General features: G+C 66.8%; 21 protein-coding genes. 11 read left to right on the top strand and 10 right to left on the bottom strand.

Translation table 11 applies throughout. The features are described from left to right. The 7 genes from ACCC94_RS11325 to ACCC94_RS11355 form a co-directional block, all read right to left on the bottom strand. Positions 1-552 (bottom strand): MFS transporter (locus tag ACCC94_RS11325; protein WP_413349560.1); only part of this gene is annotated, 552 nt, incomplete at its 3' end. Between the two features lie 219 nt (positions 553-771). Beyond that, positions 772-1,824 (bottom strand): 3-keto-5-aminohexanoate cleavage protein, encoded by a 1,053-nt coding sequence (locus ACCC94_RS11330; protein WP_081516844.1) that lies wholly within the window; start codon positions 1,822-1,824, stop codon positions 772-774. Between the two features lie 47 nt (positions 1,825-1,871). Continuing rightward, the gene (locus ACCC94_RS11335; protein ID WP_192432770.1) at positions 1,872-2,720 is read right to left on the bottom strand and encodes a TauD/TfdA dioxygenase family protein; all 849 of its coding nucleotides are present in this window, start codon (positions 2,718-2,720) and stop codon (positions 1,872-1,874) included. Positions 2,721-2,730: 10 nt separating this feature from the next. After that, positions 2,731-3,711, bottom strand: a complete 981-nt coding sequence (locus ACCC94_RS11340; RefSeq protein ID WP_413349561.1) for a quinone oxidoreductase family protein — start codon at positions 3,709-3,711, stop codon at positions 2,731-2,733. 616 nt (positions 3,712-4,327) lie between these two features. Then, positions 4,328-4,999 (bottom strand): DUF3313 domain-containing protein, encoded by a 672-nt coding sequence (locus ACCC94_RS11345; RefSeq protein WP_413349562.1) that lies wholly within the window; start codon positions 4,997-4,999, stop codon positions 4,328-4,330. A gap of 139 nt (positions 5,000-5,138) precedes the next feature. Next, positions 5,139-6,098, bottom strand: a complete 960-nt coding sequence (locus tag ACCC94_RS11350; protein WP_413349563.1) for an HlyD family secretion protein — start codon at positions 6,096-6,098, stop codon at positions 5,139-5,141. Positions 6,099-6,101: 3 nt separating this feature from the next. Next, positions 6,102-6,470 carry a DUF3302 domain-containing protein gene (locus tag ACCC94_RS11355; RefSeq protein ID WP_192432774.1) on the bottom strand — a complete coding sequence of 123 codons (369 nt, stop codon included), beginning with the start codon at positions 6,468-6,470 and terminating at the stop codon, positions 6,102-6,104. A gap of 223 nt (positions 6,471-6,693) precedes the next feature. On the opposite strand from ACCC94_RS11355, the gene ACCC94_RS11360 reads away from it, so the two are divergent. After that, entirely contained in the window at positions 6,694-6,879 is a 186-nt protein-coding gene (locus tag ACCC94_RS11360) for a hypothetical protein (RefSeq protein ID WP_413349564.1), read from the top strand. A 168-nt stretch (positions 6,880-7,047) separates the two neighbouring features. Here the strand turns inward: ACCC94_RS11360 and ACCC94_RS11365 are convergent, their stop codons facing one another. Next, positions 7,048-7,278, bottom strand: coding sequence for a hypothetical protein (locus tag ACCC94_RS11365; protein WP_413349565.1), 231 nt, complete (start codon positions 7,276-7,278; stop codon positions 7,048-7,050). A 167-nt stretch (positions 7,279-7,445) separates the two neighbouring features. Here ACCC94_RS11365 and ACCC94_RS11370 point away from each other — a divergent pair, with 167 nt between their 5' ends. The 5 genes from ACCC94_RS11370 to ACCC94_RS11390 are packed head-to-tail and all read left to right on the top strand — an operon-like array spanning position 7,446 to position 13,947. Continuing rightward, a complete protein-coding gene (locus ACCC94_RS11370) occupies positions 7,446-8,447 on the top strand; it encodes an HlyD family efflux transporter periplasmic adaptor subunit (protein ID WP_413349566.1) in 1,002 nt (333 codons plus the stop codon). Beyond that, the gene (locus ACCC94_RS11375) at positions 8,447-10,219 is read left to right on the top strand and encodes an ATP-binding cassette domain-containing protein (RefSeq protein WP_413349567.1); all 1,773 of its coding nucleotides are present in this window, start codon (positions 8,447-8,449) and stop codon (positions 10,217-10,219) included. Before ACCC94_RS11370 ends, ACCC94_RS11375 begins: the two co-directional genes overlap by 1 nt. Then, positions 10,216-11,346, top strand: coding sequence for an ABC transporter permease (locus ACCC94_RS11380; protein WP_413349568.1), 1,131 nt, complete (start codon positions 10,216-10,218; stop codon positions 11,344-11,346). Before ACCC94_RS11375 ends, ACCC94_RS11380 begins: the two co-directional genes overlap by 4 nt. Positions 11,347-11,351: 5 nt before the next feature. After that, positions 11,352-12,455: an ABC transporter permease gene (locus tag ACCC94_RS11385; protein WP_413349569.1), complete on the top strand. Its 1,104-nt coding sequence runs from the start codon at positions 11,352-11,354 to the stop codon at positions 12,453-12,455. Between the two features lie 10 nt (positions 12,456-12,465). Beyond that, a complete protein-coding gene (locus ACCC94_RS11390) occupies positions 12,466-13,947 on the top strand; it encodes an efflux transporter outer membrane subunit (RefSeq protein ID WP_413349570.1) in 1,482 nt (493 codons plus the stop codon). 2 nt (positions 13,948-13,949) lie between these two features. On the opposite strand, the gene ACCC94_RS11395 is transcribed toward ACCC94_RS11390, so the two are convergent. Continuing rightward, positions 13,950-14,570 (bottom strand): DUF4157 domain-containing protein, encoded by a 621-nt coding sequence (locus ACCC94_RS11395; RefSeq protein ID WP_413349571.1) that lies wholly within the window; start codon positions 14,568-14,570, stop codon positions 13,950-13,952. Positions 14,571-14,843: 273 nt separating this feature from the next. Between ACCC94_RS11395 and ACCC94_RS11400 the strand changes: the two genes are divergently transcribed. The 5 genes from ACCC94_RS11400 to ACCC94_RS11420 all read left to right on the top strand — a co-directional run bounded on the left by ACCC94_RS11400 (position 14,844) and on the right by ACCC94_RS11420 (position 21,306). Further along, positions 14,844-15,260, top strand: coding sequence for a YybH family protein (locus tag ACCC94_RS11400; protein WP_413349572.1), 417 nt, complete (start codon positions 14,844-14,846; stop codon positions 15,258-15,260). Then, positions 15,257-15,748, top strand: coding sequence for an AAA family ATPase (locus ACCC94_RS11405; RefSeq protein ID WP_192432784.1), 492 nt, complete (start codon positions 15,257-15,259; stop codon positions 15,746-15,748). Before ACCC94_RS11400 ends, ACCC94_RS11405 begins: the two co-directional genes overlap by 4 nt. A 58-nt stretch (positions 15,749-15,806) precedes the next feature. After that, the gene (locus ACCC94_RS11410) at positions 15,807-16,745 is read left to right on the top strand and encodes a class I SAM-dependent methyltransferase (RefSeq protein ID WP_413349573.1); all 939 of its coding nucleotides are present in this window, start codon (positions 15,807-15,809) and stop codon (positions 16,743-16,745) included. A 599-nt stretch (positions 16,746-17,344) separates the two neighbouring features. Continuing rightward, positions 17,345-18,994, top strand: coding sequence for a VRR-NUC domain-containing protein (locus ACCC94_RS11415; protein ID WP_413349574.1), 1,650 nt, complete (start codon positions 17,345-17,347; stop codon positions 18,992-18,994). Then, positions 18,991-21,306 carry an ATP-dependent DNA helicase gene (locus tag ACCC94_RS11420; protein ID WP_413349575.1) on the top strand — a complete coding sequence of 772 codons (2,316 nt, stop codon included), beginning with the start codon at positions 18,991-18,993 and terminating at the stop codon, positions 21,304-21,306. The genes ACCC94_RS11415 and ACCC94_RS11420 overlap by 4 nt, the downstream gene beginning before the upstream one ends. A gap of 239 nt (positions 21,307-21,545) precedes the next feature. On the opposite strand, the gene phnX is transcribed toward ACCC94_RS11420, so the two are convergent. Beyond that, positions 21,546-22,373 carry a phosphonoacetaldehyde hydrolase gene (phnX, locus tag ACCC94_RS11425; protein WP_413349576.1) on the bottom strand — a complete coding sequence of 276 codons (828 nt, stop codon included), beginning with the start codon at positions 22,371-22,373 and terminating at the stop codon, positions 21,546-21,548. Positions 22,374-22,399: the final 26 nt, after the last annotated feature.

Below are 22,399 nucleotides of genomic sequence, written 5' to 3' on the forward strand. Positions count from 1 at the left end.
GCCGGCGAAGGCCCAGCGCCAGCCCAGGTGCGCAGCGAGCACGCCGCCCAGGCCCATGCCGAGCACCGAGCCGAACATGCCGCCGGCCATGAAGGCGCCGGTCAGGGTGGCGCGCAGGTGCGCTGGGAACACCGAGATCACCACGGCGATACCCACGCTGCCGTAGGCGGCCTCGCCGACACCGACGAAGAAGCGTGCGGCGAACATCTGCGGAAAGGTCTGCGCCACGGCGCAGGCCAGGGTAGCCACGCTCCAGAGCATGGCCATCAGCGCCAGGCTGCGTACGCGGCCCCAACGGTCGGCGAGCAGCGACAGCGGGAAGGTCAGCAGGCCGACCATCACCGCGACGATGCCGCTGAGCAGGCCGAGCTGTGCGTCGCTCAGAGCCCATTCGACCTTGAGCAGCGGGAAGACGGCATTGAGCACCTGGCGCGACATGTAATCGGAGATCAGCAGGCCGAAGGTCAGGGCGAACACCACCCAGGCATAGCGGCGCGGCACGCTGGGTATGGTGGCAGGGATGTCGCCCAGGGCGACGGAGTGGATGGCCATGGTGCTAGCTCTCCGGGTGAGTGGGTGGATTCTTGTTGTTTTGGGTTGCGGATCAGCCCTCTCCCTAACCCTGGCTGCGCGCCCCGCTCCGAAGGGAGAGGGGACCGTTCGGTGCAGGAGGAAACCTGGGCGTCAGCCGGCACGGACAGCTCCCTCTCCCTTCAGGGAGAGGGCTGGGGAGAGGGCCGTTATCAGCCGTCTCTTACTACGGCGAGCCTGTCACGCGCGAAGCGGGACGGACTTCTGGCCCGGCTGGCGGTTGGGCGCCATGCCGTTCATGCGCAGGGTTTCCTCGACGCTGTCGTACTGCACGCCGATCTTGTAGATGGCGCGCGCTTCCTTGCCGCTGGCGACCTCGCGGCCCAGTTCATGGGCGACGCGGACGCACTGCTGGATCTGCTCGACCGAAGTCATGCGCTGGCCGTGCTGGCCGATGATGGTGTCCTCGATGCCGCAGCGCGGGTGCAGCCCCATGGCCATGGCCATCATGTTGAACGGCAGGACGTTCTTGAGCAGCGACTCGGCGGTGACGGTGGCGCCGTCCGGTGCGCGGTGTACGAAGTTCATGAAGTTGAACGGGTTGGGACCGTCGAAGCCGCCGCCGATGCCGATCCAGGTCAGGTTCAGCGGGCCCTTGTAGACGCCCTTGCGCACCAGGCGCTCGAGGGTTTCCAGGGCGTGCATGCCGGTGAGCTGGAAGTGCGGCTGGATGCCGGCGGCCTGCAGGCGCTTCAGGTGCTCCTCGACCCAGGCCGGGCCGGCCGGCACGGTCATCTCGCTGTAGGCCGCCTGGTAGAGCGGGTTCTCCAGGGAAGTCCCTTTCAGGTACTCCGGGTAGAGCAGCTCCATGATGTTCATCTGGGTGGTGTTGATCGCCACCGTCACCTGGTCGGGCTTGGGCGTCAGCTCGGCGAGCATGTGGCGGGTGTCGTCGGACAGCCACTTGGCCGCTTCGCCATCGCTTTCCGGGGCGAAGGAAATCGAACCGCCGACCTGGATGATCATGTCCGGCACGGCTTCGCGCACACCGGCGATCAGCTCGTTGAACTTGGACAGGCGCTTGGAGCCCTTGCCGTCCAGCTCGCGGACGTGCAGGTGAAGCACGGTGGCGCCGGCTTCATAGCAGTCGACGGCCTTCTGGACCTGCTCGTCCATGGTCACCGGGATGTCTTCGGGGAAGTCCTCGGGCATCCATTCCGGGCCGTAGGGAGCGGTGGTGATGACCACCTTGTCCTGGTTCTCGGGGTGCAGCGAATCGTCGAAGAATTGCATGTCGGTCTCCGTAATTGTTCTTGTCAGAAGTCTCTTGTTGCAGGGGATCAGAACGGCTTGTCGCCGATGATTCCGGCGCGTTCCATGCGGCGCACGCAGGGCGGGTAGTCCATCACCGCGTAGTGCTGGGTACAGCGGTTGTCCCAGATCGCCACATCGTTCTTCTTCCAGCGCCAGCGCACCTGGAACTCGGGGATGTACACCTGGCTCACCAGGTAGCGCAGCAGGTCGGCCGCGCCGGGGTTGGCGTCCTGGCCGAAGCGCACGTTCTGTGGCGTGTGGTAGTTGCTGAAGTGGGTGGTGAAGGCGTTGACGAACAGCACCTTCTCGCCGGTTTCCGGGTGGGTGCGCACCACCGGATGCTCGGCGTCGGGGTACATGGCCTTGAGCGCGAGGCGCTTCTCGATGGGCATCGCCGCGCCGAAGCTGGCCTCGATGCTATGGCGCGCACGCAGCTTGGCAATGCGCTCCTTGATTTCCGGCGGCAGCATCTCGTAGGCCAGGGCCATGTTCGCCCACATGGTGTCGCCGCCCACCGGCGGGCACTCCACGCAGCGCAGGACGCAGCCCAGCGGCGGCACCTCGCGCCAGGTGGCGTCTGTGTGCCAGGCGTTCTCGTAGCGGTCGTTGGGCAGGTCCGGGGTCTTGTAGATGCGTACCAGGCCCGGATGCTCGGGGTCGCTGCCAGCCACCGGGTGGTCTTCCAGCTCGCCAAAGCGGCGGGCGAAGGCCACGTGCTCGGCACGGGTGATGTCCTGGTCGCGCAGGAACAGCACCTTGTGCTTGAGCAGCAACTCGCGCAGCTCGGCGAACAGGCCTTCGTCGCGGGAAGCGTCGCCCAGGTTCACCCCGGAGATTTCGGCGCCGATGCTGCAGGTCAGACGTTCTACGTGCATGGCGACGCCCTCAGATGACGAAGATCGACGAGCCGGTGGTCTTGCGCGACTCGAGGTCGCGGTGGGCCTGCACGGCATCTTCCAGCGCGTAGTGCTGGTTGATCTCGATGCGGATCTCGCCGTTGCCCACGTGGGTGAATAGCTCGTCCAGCAGCGCCGCCTTTTCCGCCGGGTCGGCGATGTAGTCGGCCAGGGCCGGGCGAGTGAGGAAGATCGAACCCTTCATCGCCAGCAGCACCGGGTCGAACGGCGGGATCGGGCCCGACGCGGTACCGACGCAGACCATCAGGCCACGGCGCTTGAGCGACTCCAGGGAGGTCATGAAGGTGTCCTTGCCGACACTGTCGAAGCACACGTCCACGCCACGGCCATCGGTCAGCTCGCGCACGCGCTCGGCGACGCCTTCGTGGCTGTAGTTGATGACGTGCTCGCAGCCGTGGGCGAAGGCGATCTCGGCCTTGGCGTCGCTGGACACGGTGCCGATCACGCGCAGGCCGAGCAGCTTGGCCCACTGCGAGACGATCAGCCCGACACCGCCGGCGGCGGCGTGCAGCAGGATGCTCTGGCCCGGCTTGAAGTCGTGGATGCGACGCAGCAGGTAGGCCGAGGTCAGGCCGCGCATGGTCATGGCGGCGGCGGTCTCGAAGGCGATGTTCTCCGGCAGGCGGATCAGCGGCGCTGCCGGCACCAGGCGCTCGGTGCTGTAGGCGCCGAGGGTGTTGATGAAGCCGGTGTAGGTGACGCGGTCGCCGGGCACGACGTTGCTCACGCCCTCGCCCACCGCCACCACCACGCCAGCGGCTTCCACGCCCATGCCGCTGGGCAGCGGAACGGCGTAGGTGCCATTGCGGAAGTAGGTGTCGGCGTAGTTCAGGCCCACCGCCACATGGCGGATGCGCACTTGCCCCGGGCCGGGCTCGCCGACCTCCACGTCCTCATAACGCAGGACTTCGGGTCCCCCAGTTTCATAGAAGCGAACGGCTTTGGCCATGGCCGGAATCTCCAGTTGTCTTGTTGTCCTGGGCGCTCCATTTGGAGCAGGCAAGCGCCCTTTGAGCGGACAATAGGCAGGGGCCCGGCGGGAAGCTTCACATCGTGCGACAGGGGCTTTTCATTTCATGACAGGCAGATGCGGCGCCGCCTGGGCGCCGTATCGAGTGCAGGAGTTCCACTGGAGGATCGGGCCATGCGCGCGGTCCGTCGGCAGGGCGGCGTCCGGCCCTGGCTGGCGCAATCTATCGGCATTCCCCGACCGTTTTCGGGCCGCCATTCAGGACTTCGCGGACAAGGTCCGCTCCTACCCGAAATACCGCGCCGGGGCATGCCCTCTCCCCAGCCCTGGCTACGCGCCCCGCTCCGAAGGGAGAGGGAGCTGTCCGTGCCGGCTGACACTTCGGCCTCAACCTGCACCAAACGGTCCCCTCTCCCTTCAGGGAGAGGGTTAGGGAGAGGGAAAACCCAGGCACGAACTGTCATGGAAAAACAGTTACCTCTACAGTCCGACGCCTGCCAGCGCCGCCGCGAAGGGTTCGCTCAAATCAGTTACCGGTAAGCAAGTGCAAAGAAAAAGGGCTGCCGATTGGCAGCCCTTTTCGAAGACTGACGACTTACTTCAGTTCGCGCAGCTTGCTGTAGGTCAGGCGCATGTCACGGGCCCAGCCGTCGAGCACGCCCTTGAAGTCGCTGGCGGCCATGGCCTGGCTGTCGTTCTCCAGCGCATGCCCGGTGCCCTTGCGCACGACCTGGCCGACTACCCGGCTGGTGGGGCCGTCGAGGAAGGCGGCTTCGGTGCCGATCTGGGTGTCCTGGTCGCGGATACCGGCTGCGGTGCTGACACCGGCGGCGATCAAGGCGATCGGGACGACTTCATAAGGCTTGAGCGATTGGGTGTGGCTGCTCACGGCGGTGATTGCCGGGCGCAGGACCAGGGTGCCCGGGCCGGGCTTGTCGACCACCTGGAGTACCTGCCCCAGCTCGCGACGCAGCGCCTTGTCGTAGTAGTCGGTGATCTGCGACATGGTGGCTTGCGAGAGCTGCTCGGTGGGTTTTGGCGCGGGGTAGAACTGCGAACGCTCGATGACGATGCTGCGATAGTTCGCCAGGCTCAGCTTGGGATCGACCCAGGCCAGGACCTTGGTGCCCGCGGCATTGGGTTGCTCGGTGAGACGGGAGTAGTCATGCAGGAAGCCGGAGTATTCCTCCGGCTGGACCTGCTTTTCCGCGCAGCCTTGCAGCAGCGGCAACAGCAGCAGGGACAACAACGCGACATAGGACTTCATAGGGTTCTCCGGTTGGGATATCGATGTCGCCAGGTTTCACGGCAAGAGACTGCGTTGTCCCCTCCTTCCGTGGATCGCGCGCGGCAGCCGACCGCCCGCCGCACGCAGGCGCCCCGGCGGGGGCGCCGAATTGCCTCGATCAATGGAACGGGAAGATGTAGTTCATCCAGGCCGCCATGCGCAGGAGGATCTTGCGCATGACCGCCACATGGTGGAAATGCTGGCTGTAGAGTGCCGCCTGGCCGTAGGCGCCACCCGGCATCAGCGAGGCGTAGGGAGCGAATTTCGGGTCGGTGATCTCGATGATCACCGGCACCCGCCCGGGCGGCGGCGAGCCGCTGTAGCTGATCAGCGTGCCGGACGGCTGCACCTGGCCCTCGCCGATCACCGCGATGACCTGCTTGACCTTGCCGGCGAACACCTCGCCGGGAATACCGTCGAAGGCCACTTCGGCCTCGTCGCCCGCAGTCAGGCGCAGCTGGCTGTTCTGGCGCATCCAGGCGGTGAAGTACGGACCCTCCTCCGGCACGAAGACCATGGACGGGCGCAGCGGCAGGCGGGTCGCCATCATCCCTGGGCGCAGCGACACATGGGTGACGAAACCGCGCGACGGCGCGCGCACCACGGTGTTGTCCAGTTCGAACTGGGCCAGGCCCTGTTGCGCGGTGAGGTCGTCCACACGGGCGGTGGTCAGGTCGACGTCACGCTTGTTGCCGACGTTGCGCAGGGCCAGCTCGCGGGCGCGCGACTGGTCGGCGCGCGCCGACACCAGTTGCGCCTTGATCGAGTCCAGCTTCAGCTGGAAGGGCTTGGGATCGATGCGGAACAGCACCGCGCCCTTCTCGATCAGCTCGTTGCCCTTGACCGGCACCTCGATGACCTGCCCGGTGACCACCGGGATCACCGGCGTGGTGACGAAGTAGGTGCGCGCCACCTCCGAATAGGGGTGGTTGTAGTTCATCAGGAAGATCAGCGTGCCGATCAGCACGATGCCGCCGAGCGCGGCGGTAGGGACCGTCCACTTGTTCAGCGGGATGCGGAAGATCTTGAAGATGGCGACGCAGAAGGCGGTGTAGGTAAGGATCAGCAACAGGTCCATGGCTCAGCCCTCCCCGCCCGGTTGAGTGGTTGCCGGTGCAGCGGGAGCGTTCTGGCGGCCTTCCAGCGCATCGAGGCGCTGGCGCAGCTCGGCCAGTTGCTGTTCGAGGTACTCGGCCTCCTGCGCGGGCGTCTTGCCGTGATGGAAGCCCCAGCCCCGGTCCTCGCGGTACAACATGGCCCAGATCCAGAGGAACGGCCACAGCGCATGCAGGGTGAAAAGACTGACCCAGCCGGCCGCGTGGATAGCGTCCTGATGGGGATGATTACGGTGTACGGCGATCTCATAGGGAATGTCGTGCAGCACGATGATTCCGTAGAACAGCACCAATCCGACGAAGATCAGTACCCCCAGCGCAAAATAGTCGAGCATCCCGCCCTCCTTGTTCCCCCGAGCACAACGCCGGAGCGAGTCGGCTGAGTATGGTTGATCCATGGCAATCTGCACGATCGTTGCACAACGAAAACGGCGGAATTTCAAGCGATTGCCAGGGCGACCGGCGAGCCGCTTGCGGCGCCCCCATTCGTCCGACCGGACGGCTGGCGGATGGGTTTTCGATTTCACTGGAAGGACGGCACACCGGGGAGCGACCGCCATGGGAAAAACCACCTTTCTGCTGATGATCGGCGCACTGGCCGTGCTGCTGGGCGGATCGTCCTGCGGCAGCCACAACGACCACGACGCACCGCGCCCACCGCCCATGGATGACGGACAGATGGGCTACACGAATATCCCATCGCAACAGATGCAGCCGCAGGTGCAGTCCATTCCGCGACGCTGAGCCGGGTCCGTCGGCGGGAATCGGCGAGGGCGGCGTTCGCGAGCAAGCTCGCTCCTACAGGCCGGACAATGACGCTTCCTGTAGGAGCGAACTTGCTCGCGAACCGCACAACACGGACCTCCACGGGCTGGAGCGGGCCGCTTCCTGGAAGGAATTGAGAGCGCACTCCTAAACAGGCTTGTGCCGCATCAACATCACCCGCGCCACCACCAGCGCCAGCGCGCCAACCACGGCGAAGGCAAAGAGGGTCGCCACGCCGCCTTCGCGCTGGAGGAAGTCGGTCAACGCCGCCAGGCCCACGGCGAGGAACAGCAGCACCAGGCCGAACCACTGCAACCGCTGGGCGCGCAGGTTCCTGGTGGCTCCGTGCGTGGCCGAAAGATTGCCCTTTTCGCTCATGACGGTTCTCCACGGGAGTGTCCTTCCACGCTAACAAACGGCGCCCGCAGCGGCACGGCAGCTGACGAAGGGCAGGCTCTGCGACGCGGGGTAGCGGCCAGGGTCAAGGTCTGCCGGCGAATAACTGTCTATCCTCCTGCGAGCTGTCATGAATCAGGGATGGGGCAATGCCGAAGAAGCTGGTGCTGGTGGCGCTCGTCGCGCTGTTGCTGGGGGGCGGTCTGTGGTGGTACCTGCAGTCCCGCGCAAATGATGACAATCCCCTGGTGCTCTACGGCAACGTGGACATCCGCCAGGTGTCGCTGGCCTTCACCGGCAGCGAGCGCATCGCCAGGATGAACGTCGAGGAAGGCGATGTGGTGAAGGCCGGCGACGTGCTGGCCAGCCTCGATACCCGCGCCCTGCGCCTGCAGATCGACAAGGCCAGCGCGCAGATCGCCGCACAGGAGCAGAACCTGCTGCGGCTGAAGAATGGCTCGCGCCCCGAGGACGTCGACAGAGCCCGCGCCCAGGACAAGGCTGCCCGCGCCCAGCTCGACCTCGCCAATACCCAGCTGCGCCGGCTGCAGAACATCCGCGCCAGCAGCCCCGGCGGCCGCGCCGTCAGCCAGCAGGACATCGACAGCGCCACCTCGCAGCAGAAGGTTGCCCAGGCCGAACTGGAAGACCGGCAGAAATCCCTGCGCCTGGCGCAGATCGGCCCGCGCGCCGAAGACATTGCCCAGGCCGAGGCCCAGCTCGCCGCCGCCCGCGCCGACCTCGCCCTGCTGCAACACAACCTCGACGAAGCCGACCTCAAGGCGCCGCAGGACGCCACCGTACGCTCGCGACTGCTGGAGCCCGGCGACATGGCCTCGCCGCAGCGCCCGGTGTATTCCCTGGCGCTGACCGACCCGAAATGGATTCGCGCCTACGTCAGCGAAACCAACCTGGGCCGCATCAAGCCCGGCATGAAGGCCCAGGTGTTCACCGACAGCCACCCGGACCAGGCTATCGACGGCCACGTTGGCTTCATCTCTTCGGTAGCCGAGTTCACACCCAAATCGGTGCAGACCGAGGAGCTGCGCACCAGCCTCGTCTACGAGGTGCGCGTGCTGGTGGCCGACCCGGACAACCGCCTGCGCCTGGGCATGCCGGCCACGGTGCGCTTCGCCGACGAGCCGCGCTGATGGTCTCCAGCGAAAGCGCCGTCATCCGTGCCGAGGGCCTGGCCAAGCAGTTCCTGGTGAAAGAGTCGGGCAGGACGGTGCAGGCGCTCAAGGACATCAGCCTGGACATCCCGCGCGGCCAGCTCACCGCGCTGGTTGGCCCGGACGGCGCCGGCAAGACCACCTTCCTGCGTCTGGTCGCCGGGCTGCTGCAGGCCGACGCCGGCACGCTCACGGTGCTGGACGTGGACGTCCACGCCCACCCGCAGCAGGTACAGGACCGCATCAGCTACATGCCCCAGCGCTTCGGTCTCTACGAGGACCTGAGCGTGCAGGAGAACCTCGACCTCTACGCCGACCTGCACGGCGTACCGCACCAGCAGCGCGTCGAGCGCTACCAGCGCCTGCTGGAGATGACCGACCTGGCGCGCTTCACCGAACGCCCGGCGGGCAAGCTCTCCGGCGGAATGAAGCAGAAGCTGGGCCTGGCCTGCACCCTGGTGCGCTCGCCGGACCTGCTGCTGCTCGACGAGCCTACCGTCGGCGTCGACCCGCTGTCGCGCCGCGAGCTGTGGGAGATCATCCAGCAGCTGATCGAGCAGGAGCAGCTCAGCGTACTGGTCTCCACCGCCTACATGGACGAAGCCGAGCGCTGCGCCGAAGTCTTCCTGCTGCACCAGGGCCAGCTGATGGCCAAGGGCGACCCGGCGTCGATCCGCAAGCACGCCGACAACCTCTGCTTCATCGCCACCCCGCCCGCCGGCGAGCCCGCGCGAACCCTGCAGGCGCGGCTGCTGGACGACCACCAGAACATCGTCGACGCGGTGCCGCAGTCCGGTGAGGTGCGCTTCATCCGCCAGCCGGAGGCGAACCAGGCGGTACTGGACAAACTGCTCGACGGCGCGCCGGTACGCCAGGTGGATGCGCGCCTGGAAGACGGCTTCATGTTCCTCCTGAGAGCCCGCAGCGATGCCGAAGCCGTCGACATGGAATCCCTGAAGGCCGGCACGCAGCGTCATGAAGATGACAACGAAGCGGTGATCGAAGTGAAGGACCTGGTGCGCAGGTTCGGCGACTTCACCGCCGTGGCCAGCACCAGCTTCAGCGTGCGCCGCGGGGAAATCTTCGGCCTGCTCGGGCCCAACGGCGCCGGCAAGACCACCACCTTCCGCATGCTCTGCGGGCTGCTGCCGGCCACCAGCGGCACGTTGCAGGTGGCCGGGGTCAACCTGCGCCACGCGCGGGCCCAGGCGCGGCGCAAGGTTGGCTACGTGTCGCAGAAGTTCTCCCTCTACGGCAACCTCTCGGTGGCCGAGAACCTGCGCTTCTTCGGCGGCGCCTATGGGCTTGGCGGCAAGCGTCTGAGCCAGCGGATGGACGCCGTGTCCCGGCAGTTCGACTTGAGCGGCCAGGAGGACTCACCCAGCGGCCAGTTGCCCGGCGGCTTCAAGCAGCGCCTGGCGATGGCGGTCGGCCTGCTCCACGAGCCGGAAATTCTCTTCCTCGACGAACCCACCAGCGGCGCCGACCCCCTCGCCCGCCGCGGCTTCTGGCAGCGCATCACGGCGCTGGCGGCGTCGGGCACCACCATCATCATCACCACCCACTTCATGGAAGAAGCCGAGTACTGCGACCGCATCGTCATCCAGGACGCCGGCAAGCTGCTGGCCATGGGCACCCCGCAGGAAGTGCGCGAACAGGCCGGCGGCAAGGGCAGCACGCTGAACATGGAGCAGGCGTTTATCGAGATTGTCGAGAGCAACCGCCATAAGGCCAAGGCAGGCGCGGCATGAGCGCCGGCGGCTTCTGGCGGCGCCTCGCCTCGCTGACCCGCAAGGAAGTGCGGCAGCTGGTGCGCGACCGCAGCAACCTGCTGATCGGCATCGGCCTGCCCATCGCGCTGATCCTGATCTTCGGCTACGGCCTGTCGCTGGACGTCAAGCGCGCCATCGTCGCCATCGTGCTGGACGACCCGTCCCCCGTCGCCCGCGACGTGGCCGCCGGGATCAGCCGCACCGAGTACCTGGAACCACACCTCGTGCGCTCCTTCGCCGAGGCCGAGGCGCTGATGCGGGCCCGCGAGGTGGACGCTGTGGTGCAGTTCCCCTCCGACTTCACCCGCCGCCTGAACGACGGCAACGCGCAGGTCCAGGTGCTGGTACAGGGCTCGGACGCCACCCGCGCCGCCAGCGTCTCCACCTACGTCAGCAGCGCCCTGGCCGGCTATGCCGAGAAGCAGGCCGACCGCGGCGCGGCCTCTTCTGCGCAAGCCGGGGCCGTCACCATAGTGCAGCGCATGTGGTTCAACGCCGCCAACACCAGCACCTGGTACCTGGTGCCGGGGCTGATCGTGCTGATCATGACCCTGGTCGGCGCCTTCCTCACCGCCCTGGTGATGGCCCGCGAATGGGAGCGCGGCACACTGGAGGCGCTGTTCGTCACACCGGTGCGGCCGGTGGAAATCCTCCTGGCGAAGATCATCCCCTGCTTCGGCATCGGCATGATCGGCCTCGCCCTGTGCCTGCTCGCCGCGCGTTTCCTGTTCGACGTGCCGATCTACGGCTCCTTCTTCGTGCTGGTGATCGCCTCGATGCTCTACATGCTGGTGGCCCTGGGCATCGGCCTGCTGATCTCGGCGGTGACCAAGAACCAGTTCCTCGCCAGCCAGATCGCCCTGCTCGCCAGCTTCCTGCCGGCGATGATGCTCTCGGGCTTCATCTTCGACCTGCGCAACGTGCCCATCGCCATCCGCGTGATCGGCAACCTGCTGCCGGCGACCTACTTCATGGAGCTGGTGAAATCCCTGTTCCTGGCCGGCGACTTCTGGCCGATGATCCTCAAGAACTGCGCCATCCTCGCCGCCTACGCCGTCGCCCTGCTGGGCCTGGCGCGGCTGGTGACGCGCAAGCGGCTGGACTGAATACCATGGAATTTCTCTGGCGCATCCTCAACCTGTGGCGCAAGGAACTGCTGGTGATCCTCAAGGACCCGGCCAACCGCATCGTGCTGGTGGCGCCGGTGCTGATGCAGAGCGTGCTGTTCGGCTACGCGGTGACCTTCGACCTCAACGACGCGCCCTACGCCATCCTCGACCTGAGCCACAGCGAATCGTCCACCCGCCTCGCCTCGCGCCTGGACGGCAGCGGCATCTTCCACCGGGTGGCGACGCTGACCCGCGTCGAGGAAATCCAGACGGTGATCGACGAGCAGACCGCGCTGCTGGTGATCCACATCCCCTCGGACTTCCAGACCCGCCTGGCGCAGGGCGACCCGGCGCCGATCCAGGTCATTCTCGACGGGCGCAATTCCAACACCGCCGGCTCCGCCGCCGCCGGGCTGGCCGTGGTGGTCCAGCAGTTCAACCAGGAACAGGGCCTCGCCTCTGCGCCCATCAGCGTGGTCAGCCGCTCCTGGTACAACCCCAACCTGGAAACCCGCTGGCCGCTGATCCCGGCGCTGATCGCCACCCTGAGCATGATGCAGACGCTGATGCTCACCGCCCTTTCGGTGGCGAGGGAACGCGAACAGGGCACCTTCGACCAGTTGCTGGTGACGCCCTACACGCCGCTGGAAATCATGCTCGGCAAGGCCATCCCGCCGCTGCTGATCGGCATGCTGCAGGCCACGCTGGTGCTGCTGATGGCGCTGTTCTGGTTCCGCATACCCATGGCCGGCTCGCTGTTCAACCTCTACGGAGGACTGGCGGTGTTCACCATCGCCTGCGTCGGACTGGGCATGTCGATCAGCGCGGTGTCGCTGAACATGCAGCAGGCGATGCTCTACACCTTCGTACTGATCATGCCGCTGACGCTGCTCTCGGGCCTCGCCACGCCGGTGCGCAACATGCCCGAGTTCCTGCAGATGGTGACCTACGCCAACCCGTTGCGTTTTGGCATCGACCTGATCCAGCGTGTGTACCTCGAAGGCGCGACGCTGGCCGATGTCTGGCACAACCTGATTCCCATGCTGGTGGTCGCCGCCATCACCCTGCCGCTCGCCTCGTGGCTGTTCCGCCACCGGCTGGCGTGAGAGAAAGCCCATGAATCGCCTGCTGATCGTCCTTCCCCTGCTTTCGCTGGCCGGCTGCGCCGTCGGCCCCGATTACCAAGCGCCGCAAACCCAGGCGCCGGCCAGCTGGCAGGCCGCGCACTCCGGCGATGCGCAGTTGCACCCGGCCCAGGGCAACGTCCGCCTTAGCGAAGACTGGTGGACGCTGTTCAACGACCCGGTGCTGAACAACCTGCAACGCCGCGCCGACAAGGCCAGTCCCGACCTCAACAGCGCCGTGCTGCGCTTCGCCCAGAGCCGCATGCAGCGGCAGATGGTGGCGGCGCAGCGCGGCGTGGACGTCAACGCTTCCGGCGGCGTGACCCGCCAGCGCATGAGCGAGAACGGCGCCAACGCGCTGATGATCCAGCGCATCGCCCCCGGCGCCAGCAGCGACGAGATCAGCAAGGTGCTGGCCCAGCCCTTCACCCTCTACCAGGCCGGTTTCGACGCCTCCTGGGAGCCCGACCTGTGGGGCCGCGTGAGCCGTTCCATCGAAGCAGCCGACGCCAGCGTGGCGGCGCAGCAGGCAATGCTGGAAGAAACCCGCCTGGGCGTCTCGGCGGAACTGGCCCGCGCCTACTTCGAACTGCGCGGCGTGCAGCAGCAGATCGCCGTGGCCAACCAGGACATAGTCGCCACCGAACAATCCCTGCAACTGATCCAGGTGCGCGCCGACGGCGGGCTGGTGGACGACTTCGACGTCGAACGCCAGCGCGGCCAGCTCGCCGAGCTGCTCTCCAGCCTGCCGCAGTTGCACGCCAGCGAAAGCGCGGCGATCAACCAGATCGGCGTGCTGATCGGCGCCGAGCCCGGCAGCCTGCGCGATGACCTCAGGCCCGTCGCGCAAAACGCCCCGCAAACGCCGGACCTGAGCCTGGGCCTGCCTTCGGAAGTGGCACGCCGCCGCCCGGACATCCGCGCCGCCGAAGCCCAGCTGCACGCCGCCACCGCCAACATCGGCGTGGCGGTGGCCGACCTCTACCCGTCCATCCGCCTGGGCGCGAAATTCGGCTACGAATCGGCGGACGACGGCAAGTTCAGCGACTGGGGCAGCCGCACCTGGAGCGTCGGCCCGAGCCTGTCGCTGCCGATCTTCGACAACGGCCGGCGGCGCTCGCAGATCAACCTGCGAAAGCTGGAGCAGCAGGAAGCGGCGGTGTCCTACCAGCAGACCGTGCTCAAGGCCTGGCAGGAAGTGGACGACGCCTTGAGCCACTACGGCGCCGAGCGCCAGCGCAACCAGCGCCTGCAGGAAAAACTGCACAGCAGCGACGTCGCCTACGGCATGGCCAAGGCGCGCTATGCCGGCGGCATGACCGATTTTCTGGTGGAGCTGGACGCCCAGCGCGCCTACCTGCAATCACGCCGCGATGTGGTGGACAGCGATACCCAACTGCGCCTGACGCTGATCGCCCTGTGCAAGGCGCTAGGCGGCGGCACCCCGGCGCCGGAGGCCAGCGCCAGCCGCTGAGGTCAGTTCTGCTGCGCGGTGACCTTGGCGTCGCGCAGGTCCTTGGCGACCCGGCGCTGCATCTCGTAGGCCGGCGCTTCCACGGCGTTGAAGTCCTCGGAATAGCGCGTGGCGAAGCCCTGCACGCCCCACTCCTGGTACTGCTTCACGTGCCACAGCTCGTGGGCCCAGAGGGCGACATCCTTCTGCGCGGCGTCCTCGCTGCGGAAGACGATCACGTCCACCAGGGTGACGGCCTCGGTGTCGGGGTTCTGCATGATCGCCTGGGCGGCGTTCAGCTCGTCCAGCGCGCCGGTGGAATAGCGCGCGGCCATCAGCACGTCGTCGGAGAAATACGGCTGCAACTGGGCGCGGATCTCCAGCGGTATCGGCTCGGTTCCACCTTGCGCTGCCTGCTCGCGGGACTGCTGCAGCCACACGCCCAGCGCCTGGGCGGCCATCTTGCGGGTATCCGACAGCACCGGGCCGAGCACGGCGCCGAGGTCCGGCAGGCAGGTACAGGTGTCCAGGCAGACCTGGCGCTGCCCCGGCGGGCAGGTCGCGGCAAGGGAATCGGCGGACGCGGCCAACCCGGCGAGCAACGCCAGGGCGTGCAGCAAGCGGGTTGCGAGGAAGGATGGCATGAAAAGGCTCCGCTACAGCGTGGAGAAAGACATGGTGCTAAGACCATGGCGCGGCGCGATCATGCCATGCCGCCAGCAAAAAAAGAGCGCTGGCGCGACGTATGAAACTTCTGATAGCTTCTGATCCATGAATGCCGCCAACCGTACCTTCCAGCAGATTATTACCACCATCGCTCCGATGGTGGGTTAGCGCATTCCAGCGAACAACCAAACCCGCCTCCCGGCGGGTTTTTTAATGCCCGCCGTCCGAGGCTCCCGATCGAGGAGACACTGATGGACCGGGCACCTTCCCCTGCTCTTTGCGCGGCACCGCATCCCCTGCAAGCGCTCATCCGGGCTGCCGACGAAGCCATCGGCCGCGAGGACTTCGACACGCTGCTCGCCTTCTACACCGACGACGCCCTGCTGGTGGTCAAGCCCGGCCTGCTGGCGCGCGGCAAGGCGCAGATCCGCCGTGCCTTCGTCGCCATCGCCGAGCACTTCGGGCACAACCTGCGGGTGCGCCAGGGCCGCCTGGAAATCCTCGAGACCGGCGACACCGCCCTGGTGGTCGCGCAGACCCTGCTCGACACCCGCCACGGCAAGCTGAGCCGCCGCGCCACCTATGTGTTCCGCCGCGAGGCCGACGGCGCCTGGCGCTGCGCCGTGGACAACTCCTATGGCACCGACCTGCTGGAGGCGACTACATGAGCACGCAGACAGGCACGCTGCACCTGCTGTGCGGCAAGGCGGCGTCGGGCAAGTCCTGCCTGGCCCGCGAACTGGCCGAAGCTCCGGGCACCGTGATGTTGGCCGAGGAGCAATGGCTGGCCGAGTTGTTCCCCTGGGGCATCAGCAACCCCGACGACTACCAGCTCTACGCCCGCCGGGTACGCAAGGTCATGGGCCCGCACGTGGTCGGCCTGCTGCGCGCCGGCACCAGCGTGGTGCTGGACATCCCCGCCAACACCCTGGCCGACCGTCGCTGGCTGATCGACCTGGCGCAACAGGCCGGCGCGGCGCACTGCCTGCACTTCCTCGACGTTGACCCGGCCACCTGCCGCAGCCGCCTGCTGGCTCGCCACGCCATCGCCCCGCTGGCGGCGCCGCTGGACCCAGCGGGCTACGAGGCGCTCAACCGCTACTTCGTCGCCCCGCGCCCGGAGGAAAAGTTGCAGGTGCAGCGCCATGGCGCCTGAGCGCGTAGAATCGCCGCCCCGATTTGCTCCAATCGCCTGAATCAGAAAGACCGGAAAGATGAACACCGAAGCCATCGCCACCCTGCGCGAGCAACTGCTCGCCGCCCTGAATCCCGCCCCTGCGGAAACCCGCCGCCTGTTCCATGGCCGCGGCCGCCGCTGGCCGGGGCTGGAGCAGGTCACCGCCGACTGGCTGGAAGGCGTGTTGCTGGTCTCGCTGTTCCGCGAGCCTGAAGCCGAGGAACTGGCGGCGCTCAGGAGAATGCTGAGCGAACTGGCTGACAGCCAGACCTGGCGCAGCACCGGCGCCCGCAGCCTGATGCTGCAGCACCGCTACACCCTGGAAAGCACCATGGAAGTGCTGGCCGGCGAGGTATTCGACGGCTGGCAGATCAGCGAACACGGCCTGCGCTACCAGCTGGACCTGGGCCGCAAGCAGAACAACGGCCTGTTCCTCGACATGCGCTATGGCCGCCAGTGGGTGCAGGCCAACTCCGCCGGGCTGCGCGTGCTCAACCTGTTCGCCTACACCTGCGGCTTCTCCGTGGCGGCGATTGCCGGCGGCGCGCAGAAGGTGGTCAACCTCGACATGGCCCGCGCCGCGCTCAGCCGTGGCCGCGACAACCACCGGCTGAATGGTCACGACCTGTCCAGGGTGAGCTTCCTCGACCACGATCTGTTCAAGTCCTGGGGCAAGGTGAAGAAATCCGGCCCCTACGACCTGATCATCATCGACCCGCCGAGCTTCCAGAAAGGCAGCTTCGTCCTCGACAAGGACTATGCCCGCGTCCTCCGACGCCTGCCGGAACTGCTGGACGGCGCCGGCACCGTGCTGGCCTGCGTGAACGACCCCGGCGTGGGCGTCGACTTCCTCCTCCAGGGCATGGCCGCCGAGGCGCCGCAGCTGCGCTTCGTCGAGCGCCTGGAAAACCCACCGGAATTCGCCGATATCGAGGAAGACAGCGGGCTCAAGGCACTGGTGTTCCGGCTGGATTGACCCGGTGAAACCCCTGGGGCGTGAAGAGCGTCCGCAGGATGGCGTGGAGCGAAGCGATACCCATCGATCCTGTGCGCCCAGCCGCATGGGTATCGCAAGCTCCACCCATCCTACAAAGGCGTCCGCAGGCGCATAACGCACACGGCGTTCGCCCCAGGCACGGCGCCCCCTTGTAGGAGCGAGCTTGCTCGCGAACCCCGCTTCACGCCGGGCCAACCGGTGCAATGCATTCGCGAGCAAGCTCGCTCCTACGAAGAGCCGAGCCTCCGTTTCGCCAGCGCCATGACGCAAGAACGGCGGATAACCGTGAACGGTTATTCGCCCTCCCGACAGGTTCCCCGCTGGTTCGCCGTAGGGCGCATAACGCCAGCGGCGTTATCCGCCGCCCCAGGCACGGCGCCCCCTTGTAGGAGCGAGCTTGCTCGCGAACCCCGTTTCACGCCGGGCCAACCGGCGAGCACGGACTGCGTCCCCCTCGTTCCTACAGAAAAGCCCGACATATCCCGATGAAAGGCCGCCCTAACCCTTGCGGCCAAGCCACCATCACGCCATCCTTGCCACTGTATGTAAAACCAGTATCCGCCCTAGCCCTCAAAAAAATGCACGCGTCGCTCGACCCCAGCCTCTACTACCTGACCAACTTCCACCGCGCCCTCGACTGGATCGACGCACGCTACGCCGACCTGCTCGACGCCGAGGAAGCCCAGTTCATCGCCGCTTTCCGCGCGCTGCCGCTGCCCTCGCGGGCGCTGCTGGTGCGGCTGGTGATGCGCAAGGGGCCGCACTTTCGCGCCGGCAAGCTGAGCTACGCGGAGATCGGCAACATTCCCAGCGCCGCTGCGCCGCTGCTGGAGCTGGGCTGGCTGGACGACACCTATCCGCTCACGCTGGAAGAACTGCTGCCGCTGCTGCTCAAGGACGAACTGCTCGCACGCTTTCGCGATGACCTTCCGCGCGGCTCGCTGAAGAAGGCCGAGCTCTACGAACACCTGCATGTCTACCATGGGCAGGTGCAGCCGTTCGCCGGTTGGTACCCGGACCTCGACCAGCTCTACACCCTGATGGCGACGCCGCTGTGCGACCGCCTGCGCCTGCTGTTCTTCGGCAACCTGCAGCAGGACTGGTCCGAATTCGTCCTTGCCGACCTCGGCATCTTCCGCTATGAAAGCGTCCCTTTCACCGCCGATTCCCGAGCCTTCCGCAGTCGCGATGACCTGGAAGCCTACATCCACCTGTGGAACGGCGCGGTCCGCTTCGAATCCGGCGAACCCGTCGTCGAGTTACTGGCCGAGCTGGGCGACTTCCATATCGACAACGCCTACCTGCAAGCCCGCCACGACCGCCTGTTGTACCGCATGGCCTATCAACTGGAACGCGAAGGCGAGCTGGACGCCGCGCTGGCGCTGTACCGGCGCACTGCCGCCGGCGGTTCGCGGCAGCGGCAGATTCGCGTGCTGGAGCGCCTGCAACGCTTCGACGAAGCCCACGCGCTGGTACAAGCCGCCCTGGCCGCGCCGGAAAGCGACAGCGAGTTGCAGCTGGTCGAGCGCGCTCTGACCCGGCTGGTCCGCCAACTCGGCCTGCCGAAGGAGAAAACCGCCAAGGCCGCGCCGCCGCTGCGCATCGACCTGGAACTGCAGCGCCCGGACGTCAACGTCGAGTTCGCCGTGCAGGCCGTGCTTCACCAGGACGAAGCGCCGGTGCACTACGTGGAGAACGCACTGGTCTGCAGCCTGTTCGGCCTGCTCTGCTGGGACGTGATCTTCGCCCCGCTGCCCGGCGCCTTCTTCCACCCCTTCCAGGCAGGGCCCAGCGATCTCAACCGCAGCGACTTCGTCAGCCGCCGCGCGCAAGCCTTCGCCGCGCGCCTGGCGCTGCTGGACAGTGATGCCTACCTGTCGGCAATCCGCGAAACCTACATCGCCAAGTCGGGCATCCTCTCACCCTTCGTGCACTGGGAGTTGCTGGACGAAAACCTGCTGGAGCAAGCCCTGCACTGCCTGCCGGCGGCGCACCTGAAGCTTTGGTTCGAACGCCTGCTGGCGGACCCGAAGGCCAACCGCGCCGGCATGCCCGACCTGATCCAGTTCTGGCCCGCCGAGGCGCGCTACCGGATGATCGAGGTGAAGGGCCCCGGCGACCGCCTGCAGGATAATCAGAAGCGCTGGCTGGCCTTCTGCGCCACGCACGGCATGCCGGTGGAAGTCTGCTACGTGCGCTGGCGCGAAACGGTGGAAGAACCCGCATGAGCTACGCCATCGCGGTGCGTGCGCTGTGCGAATTCACCGCCAAGGAAGGTGACCTCGACCTGCGCTTCACCCCCGCGCCCACGGCCCAGGAAGGCATGGCCGGGCACGCCACGGTGGTCTCCCGGCGCGGTCTTGGCTACATCGCCGAGTTGCCTTTGCGCGGCGAGTATCCGGGGCTGGTGGTCAGCGGCCGCGCCGACGGTTACGACCCGAACGCCAACCTGCTGGAAGAGATCAAGACCCACCGCGGCGACGTCGCGCGCATCCCGCAGAACCACCGGCTGCTGCACTGGGCGCAGGTGAAGGTGTACGGCTGGCTGCTGTGCCAGACCCTGGAGATCGAAACCATCGATCTCGCCATCGTCTATTTCAACGTCATCACCCAGAAGGAAACCGAATTCCGCGAGAGCTTCGCCGCCGATGAGCTGCGCGCGTTCTTCGAGCTGCAATGCCAGCGCTTCGTGCAATGGGCCGAGCAGGAAAGCGCCCACCGCGTCGAACGCGACCAGGGCCTGGAAGCGCTGCGCTTTCCCTACGCCGATTTCCGCCAGGGCCAGCGCATGTTGGCCAAGTCCGTCTACCGCGCCGCCCGTGACGGCCAGACCCTTATGGCTCAGGCCACCACCGGCATCGGCAAGACCCTCGGCACGCTGTTCCCGCAGCTCAAGGCTTTTCCCGGCCAGCAACTGGACCGACTGTTCTTCCTCACCGCCAAGACTCCCGGCCGGCGCCTGGCGCTGGACGCCCTGGCAACCCTGCGCCAGCAGGAGGCGGCGCAGCCGCTGCGGGTGCTGGAACACGTCGCCCGCGACAAGGCCTGCGAGCACCCGGACAAGGCCTGCCACGGTGAATCCTGCCCGCTGGCCAAGGGTTTCTACGACCGCCTGCCCGCCGCCCGCGAGGCTGCGCTCAAGCAGTGCTGGCTGACCCAGGAAGCGGTGCGCCAGGTAGCGCTGGAACACCAGGTCTGCCCCTATTACCTGAGCCAGGAGCTGTGCCGCTGGTCCGACGTGGTGGTGGGCGACTACAACTACTACTTCGACATGACCGCCCTGCTTTATGGCCTCACCGTGCTCAACGACTGGAAGGTCACCGTACTGGTGGACGAGGCGCACAACCTCATCGAGCGCGGCCGCGGCATGTACAGCGCCGAACTGGACCAGGGCGAGTTCAACGCCCTGCGCAAGGTCGCCCCGGCCAAGCTGAAAAGCGCGCTGGAGCGTGTCGGCCGGCACTGGAACCAGCTGCACCAGGACCAGGACGTCGACTACCAGATCTACCCGACCATCCCCGACCTGTTCATCGCCGCGCTGCAGAAGGCCGTCAGCGCCATCACCGACCACCTCACCGACCAGCCCACCGGCAACGAGGCCGAGCTGCTGCGCTTCTACCTCGACGCCATGCTGTTCTGCCGGCTGGCCGAGGCCTACGGGCCGCACTCGCTGTTCGACATCACCCGCCACGACGTCAGCGCGCGCCGCGTGCTCTCGACCCTGTGCCTGCGCAACGTGGTGCCGGCGCCCTTCCTCGCCGAACGTTTCAAGGTGGCCCACAGCACCACCCTGTTTTCCGCGACCCTGACCCCGGCGCACTACTACGCCGACCTGCTCGGCCTGCCCGAAGACACCAGCTGGCGCGAAGTCGAATCCCCCTTCCACGCGCAGCAGCTGGAAGTCCACGCGCTGAGCAACCTGTCCACCCGCTACCAGCACCGCGAGGCCAGCCTCACGCCGATCAGCACCCTGATGGCCCGACAGTTCCGCGCGCGCCCCGGCAACTACCTGGCCTTTTTCAGCAGCTATGCCTACCTGCAGCAGGCGCTGGACCGCTTCACCGCCGAGCACCCGGACATTCCCTGCTGGGTGCAGTCGCGCAGCATGAACGAGCTGGAGCGCCAGGCCTTCCTCGACCGCTTCACCCCTTCCTCGCGCGGCATCGGCTTCGCCGTGCTCGGCGGCGCTTTCGGCGAGGGCATCGACCTGCCGGGCGACCGCCTGATCGGCGCCTTCATCGCCACGCTGGGCCTGCCGCAGGTGAACGAGGTCAATGAGGAGATCAAGCAGCGCATGCAGACAATGTTCGGCGACGGCTACGACTACACCTACCTGTTCCCCGGCCTGCAGAAGGTCGTCCAGGCAGCGGGCCGGGTGATCCGCACGCCGACGGATTCGGGGGTGATCTACCTGCTCGACGACCGCTTCAACCAGCCGGCAGTGCGCAAGCTGCTGCCGGGGTGGTGGAAGCCGGAGCGCCTGAAGTTCATCGCCGACCCGCCGCGGTTCACGGCGCCGCAGGGGTATCTGCTGCTGTAGCCGCTTGCATGCGCAATTCCCTGCTTCGCGATGGGCCTTGTGCCGTGCGGTTCGCGAGCAAGCTCGCTCCTACAGGGTGGACATTGGCGTGTAGGAGCGAGCTTGCTCGCGAACCTGCCGGAGACGCCGGCCCTGCCGGCGATTCGCGGAGAAGCTCCTCTCCTACGGAGAGTCCCTGTCCAACCAACAAAAACAAGAAAGGCCCGCACTGAGCGGGCCTTTCCTGTGAACACCCAGCCTCAGCTCCCCTGCGGCATCTCTCCACGCGCCAGGCGCGCATTGATATCGGCAATCACCGCCGGCAGTTCGACGATGGTGTCGATCAGATAATGCGGACGCGAGCCTTCGAACATCTGCCCGATGCGGCGGCGCTCCAGCTCCAGCTTCTCGGCCGGCAGCGCCTTGTACTGTTCATAGGTCAGGCCCAGCGCGTTGCCCGAGCAGGTCAGCGCGACAGTCCACATGCCGGCGCTGCGACCTTCGAGGATGCCCGGCCAGGTGTCGTCGACCTTTACGCAGGCCGCGACGTCATTGATGCCCAGGGCGATCACGTTGGCCAGTGCCTGCGCCGGGTGTGGCCGGCCGTTCGGCACTTCGTCCGTCGCCACCACATGGTCGGCGACATAGCCGTTGGTCTTCGCCAGGGCGACCACTTTTTCCATGACCACAGCCGGGTAACCGGAGCAGGAACCGATCTTCAGCCCCTGCTTGCGCAAGGCGGCGATGGCGTCCAGCGCACCGGGGATCAGCGCCGAATGCTCGGCGATTTTCTCGATCTGCAGCGGCATGAAGCGCTCGTAGATGGCGGTGACGTCATCGTCGCTCGGCAGGCGGCCGAATTTGGCCTTGTAGCGCTCGGCGATGGCCGGGATGTCGCACAGGGTGCGGATGTGGTCCCACTTGCCCATGCCCATCGGGCCGCGGGCTTCTTCCAGGCTCACCTGCACGCCGAACTCGGCGAAGGCTTCGACGAAGATCTGCGTCGGCGCGAAGGAGCCGAAATCGACCACGGTGCCGGCCCAGTCGAGGATGACGGCTTGCAGTTGCTTGGGTTGCTGATAATTCATGGCGTTCAATCCTGTGAGAATTCGGG

This window comes from Pseudomonas sp. Pseusp97, from assembly GCF_047304025.1.
Taxonomy (GTDB): Bacteria; Pseudomonadota; Gammaproteobacteria; order Pseudomonadales; family Pseudomonadaceae; genus Pseudomonas.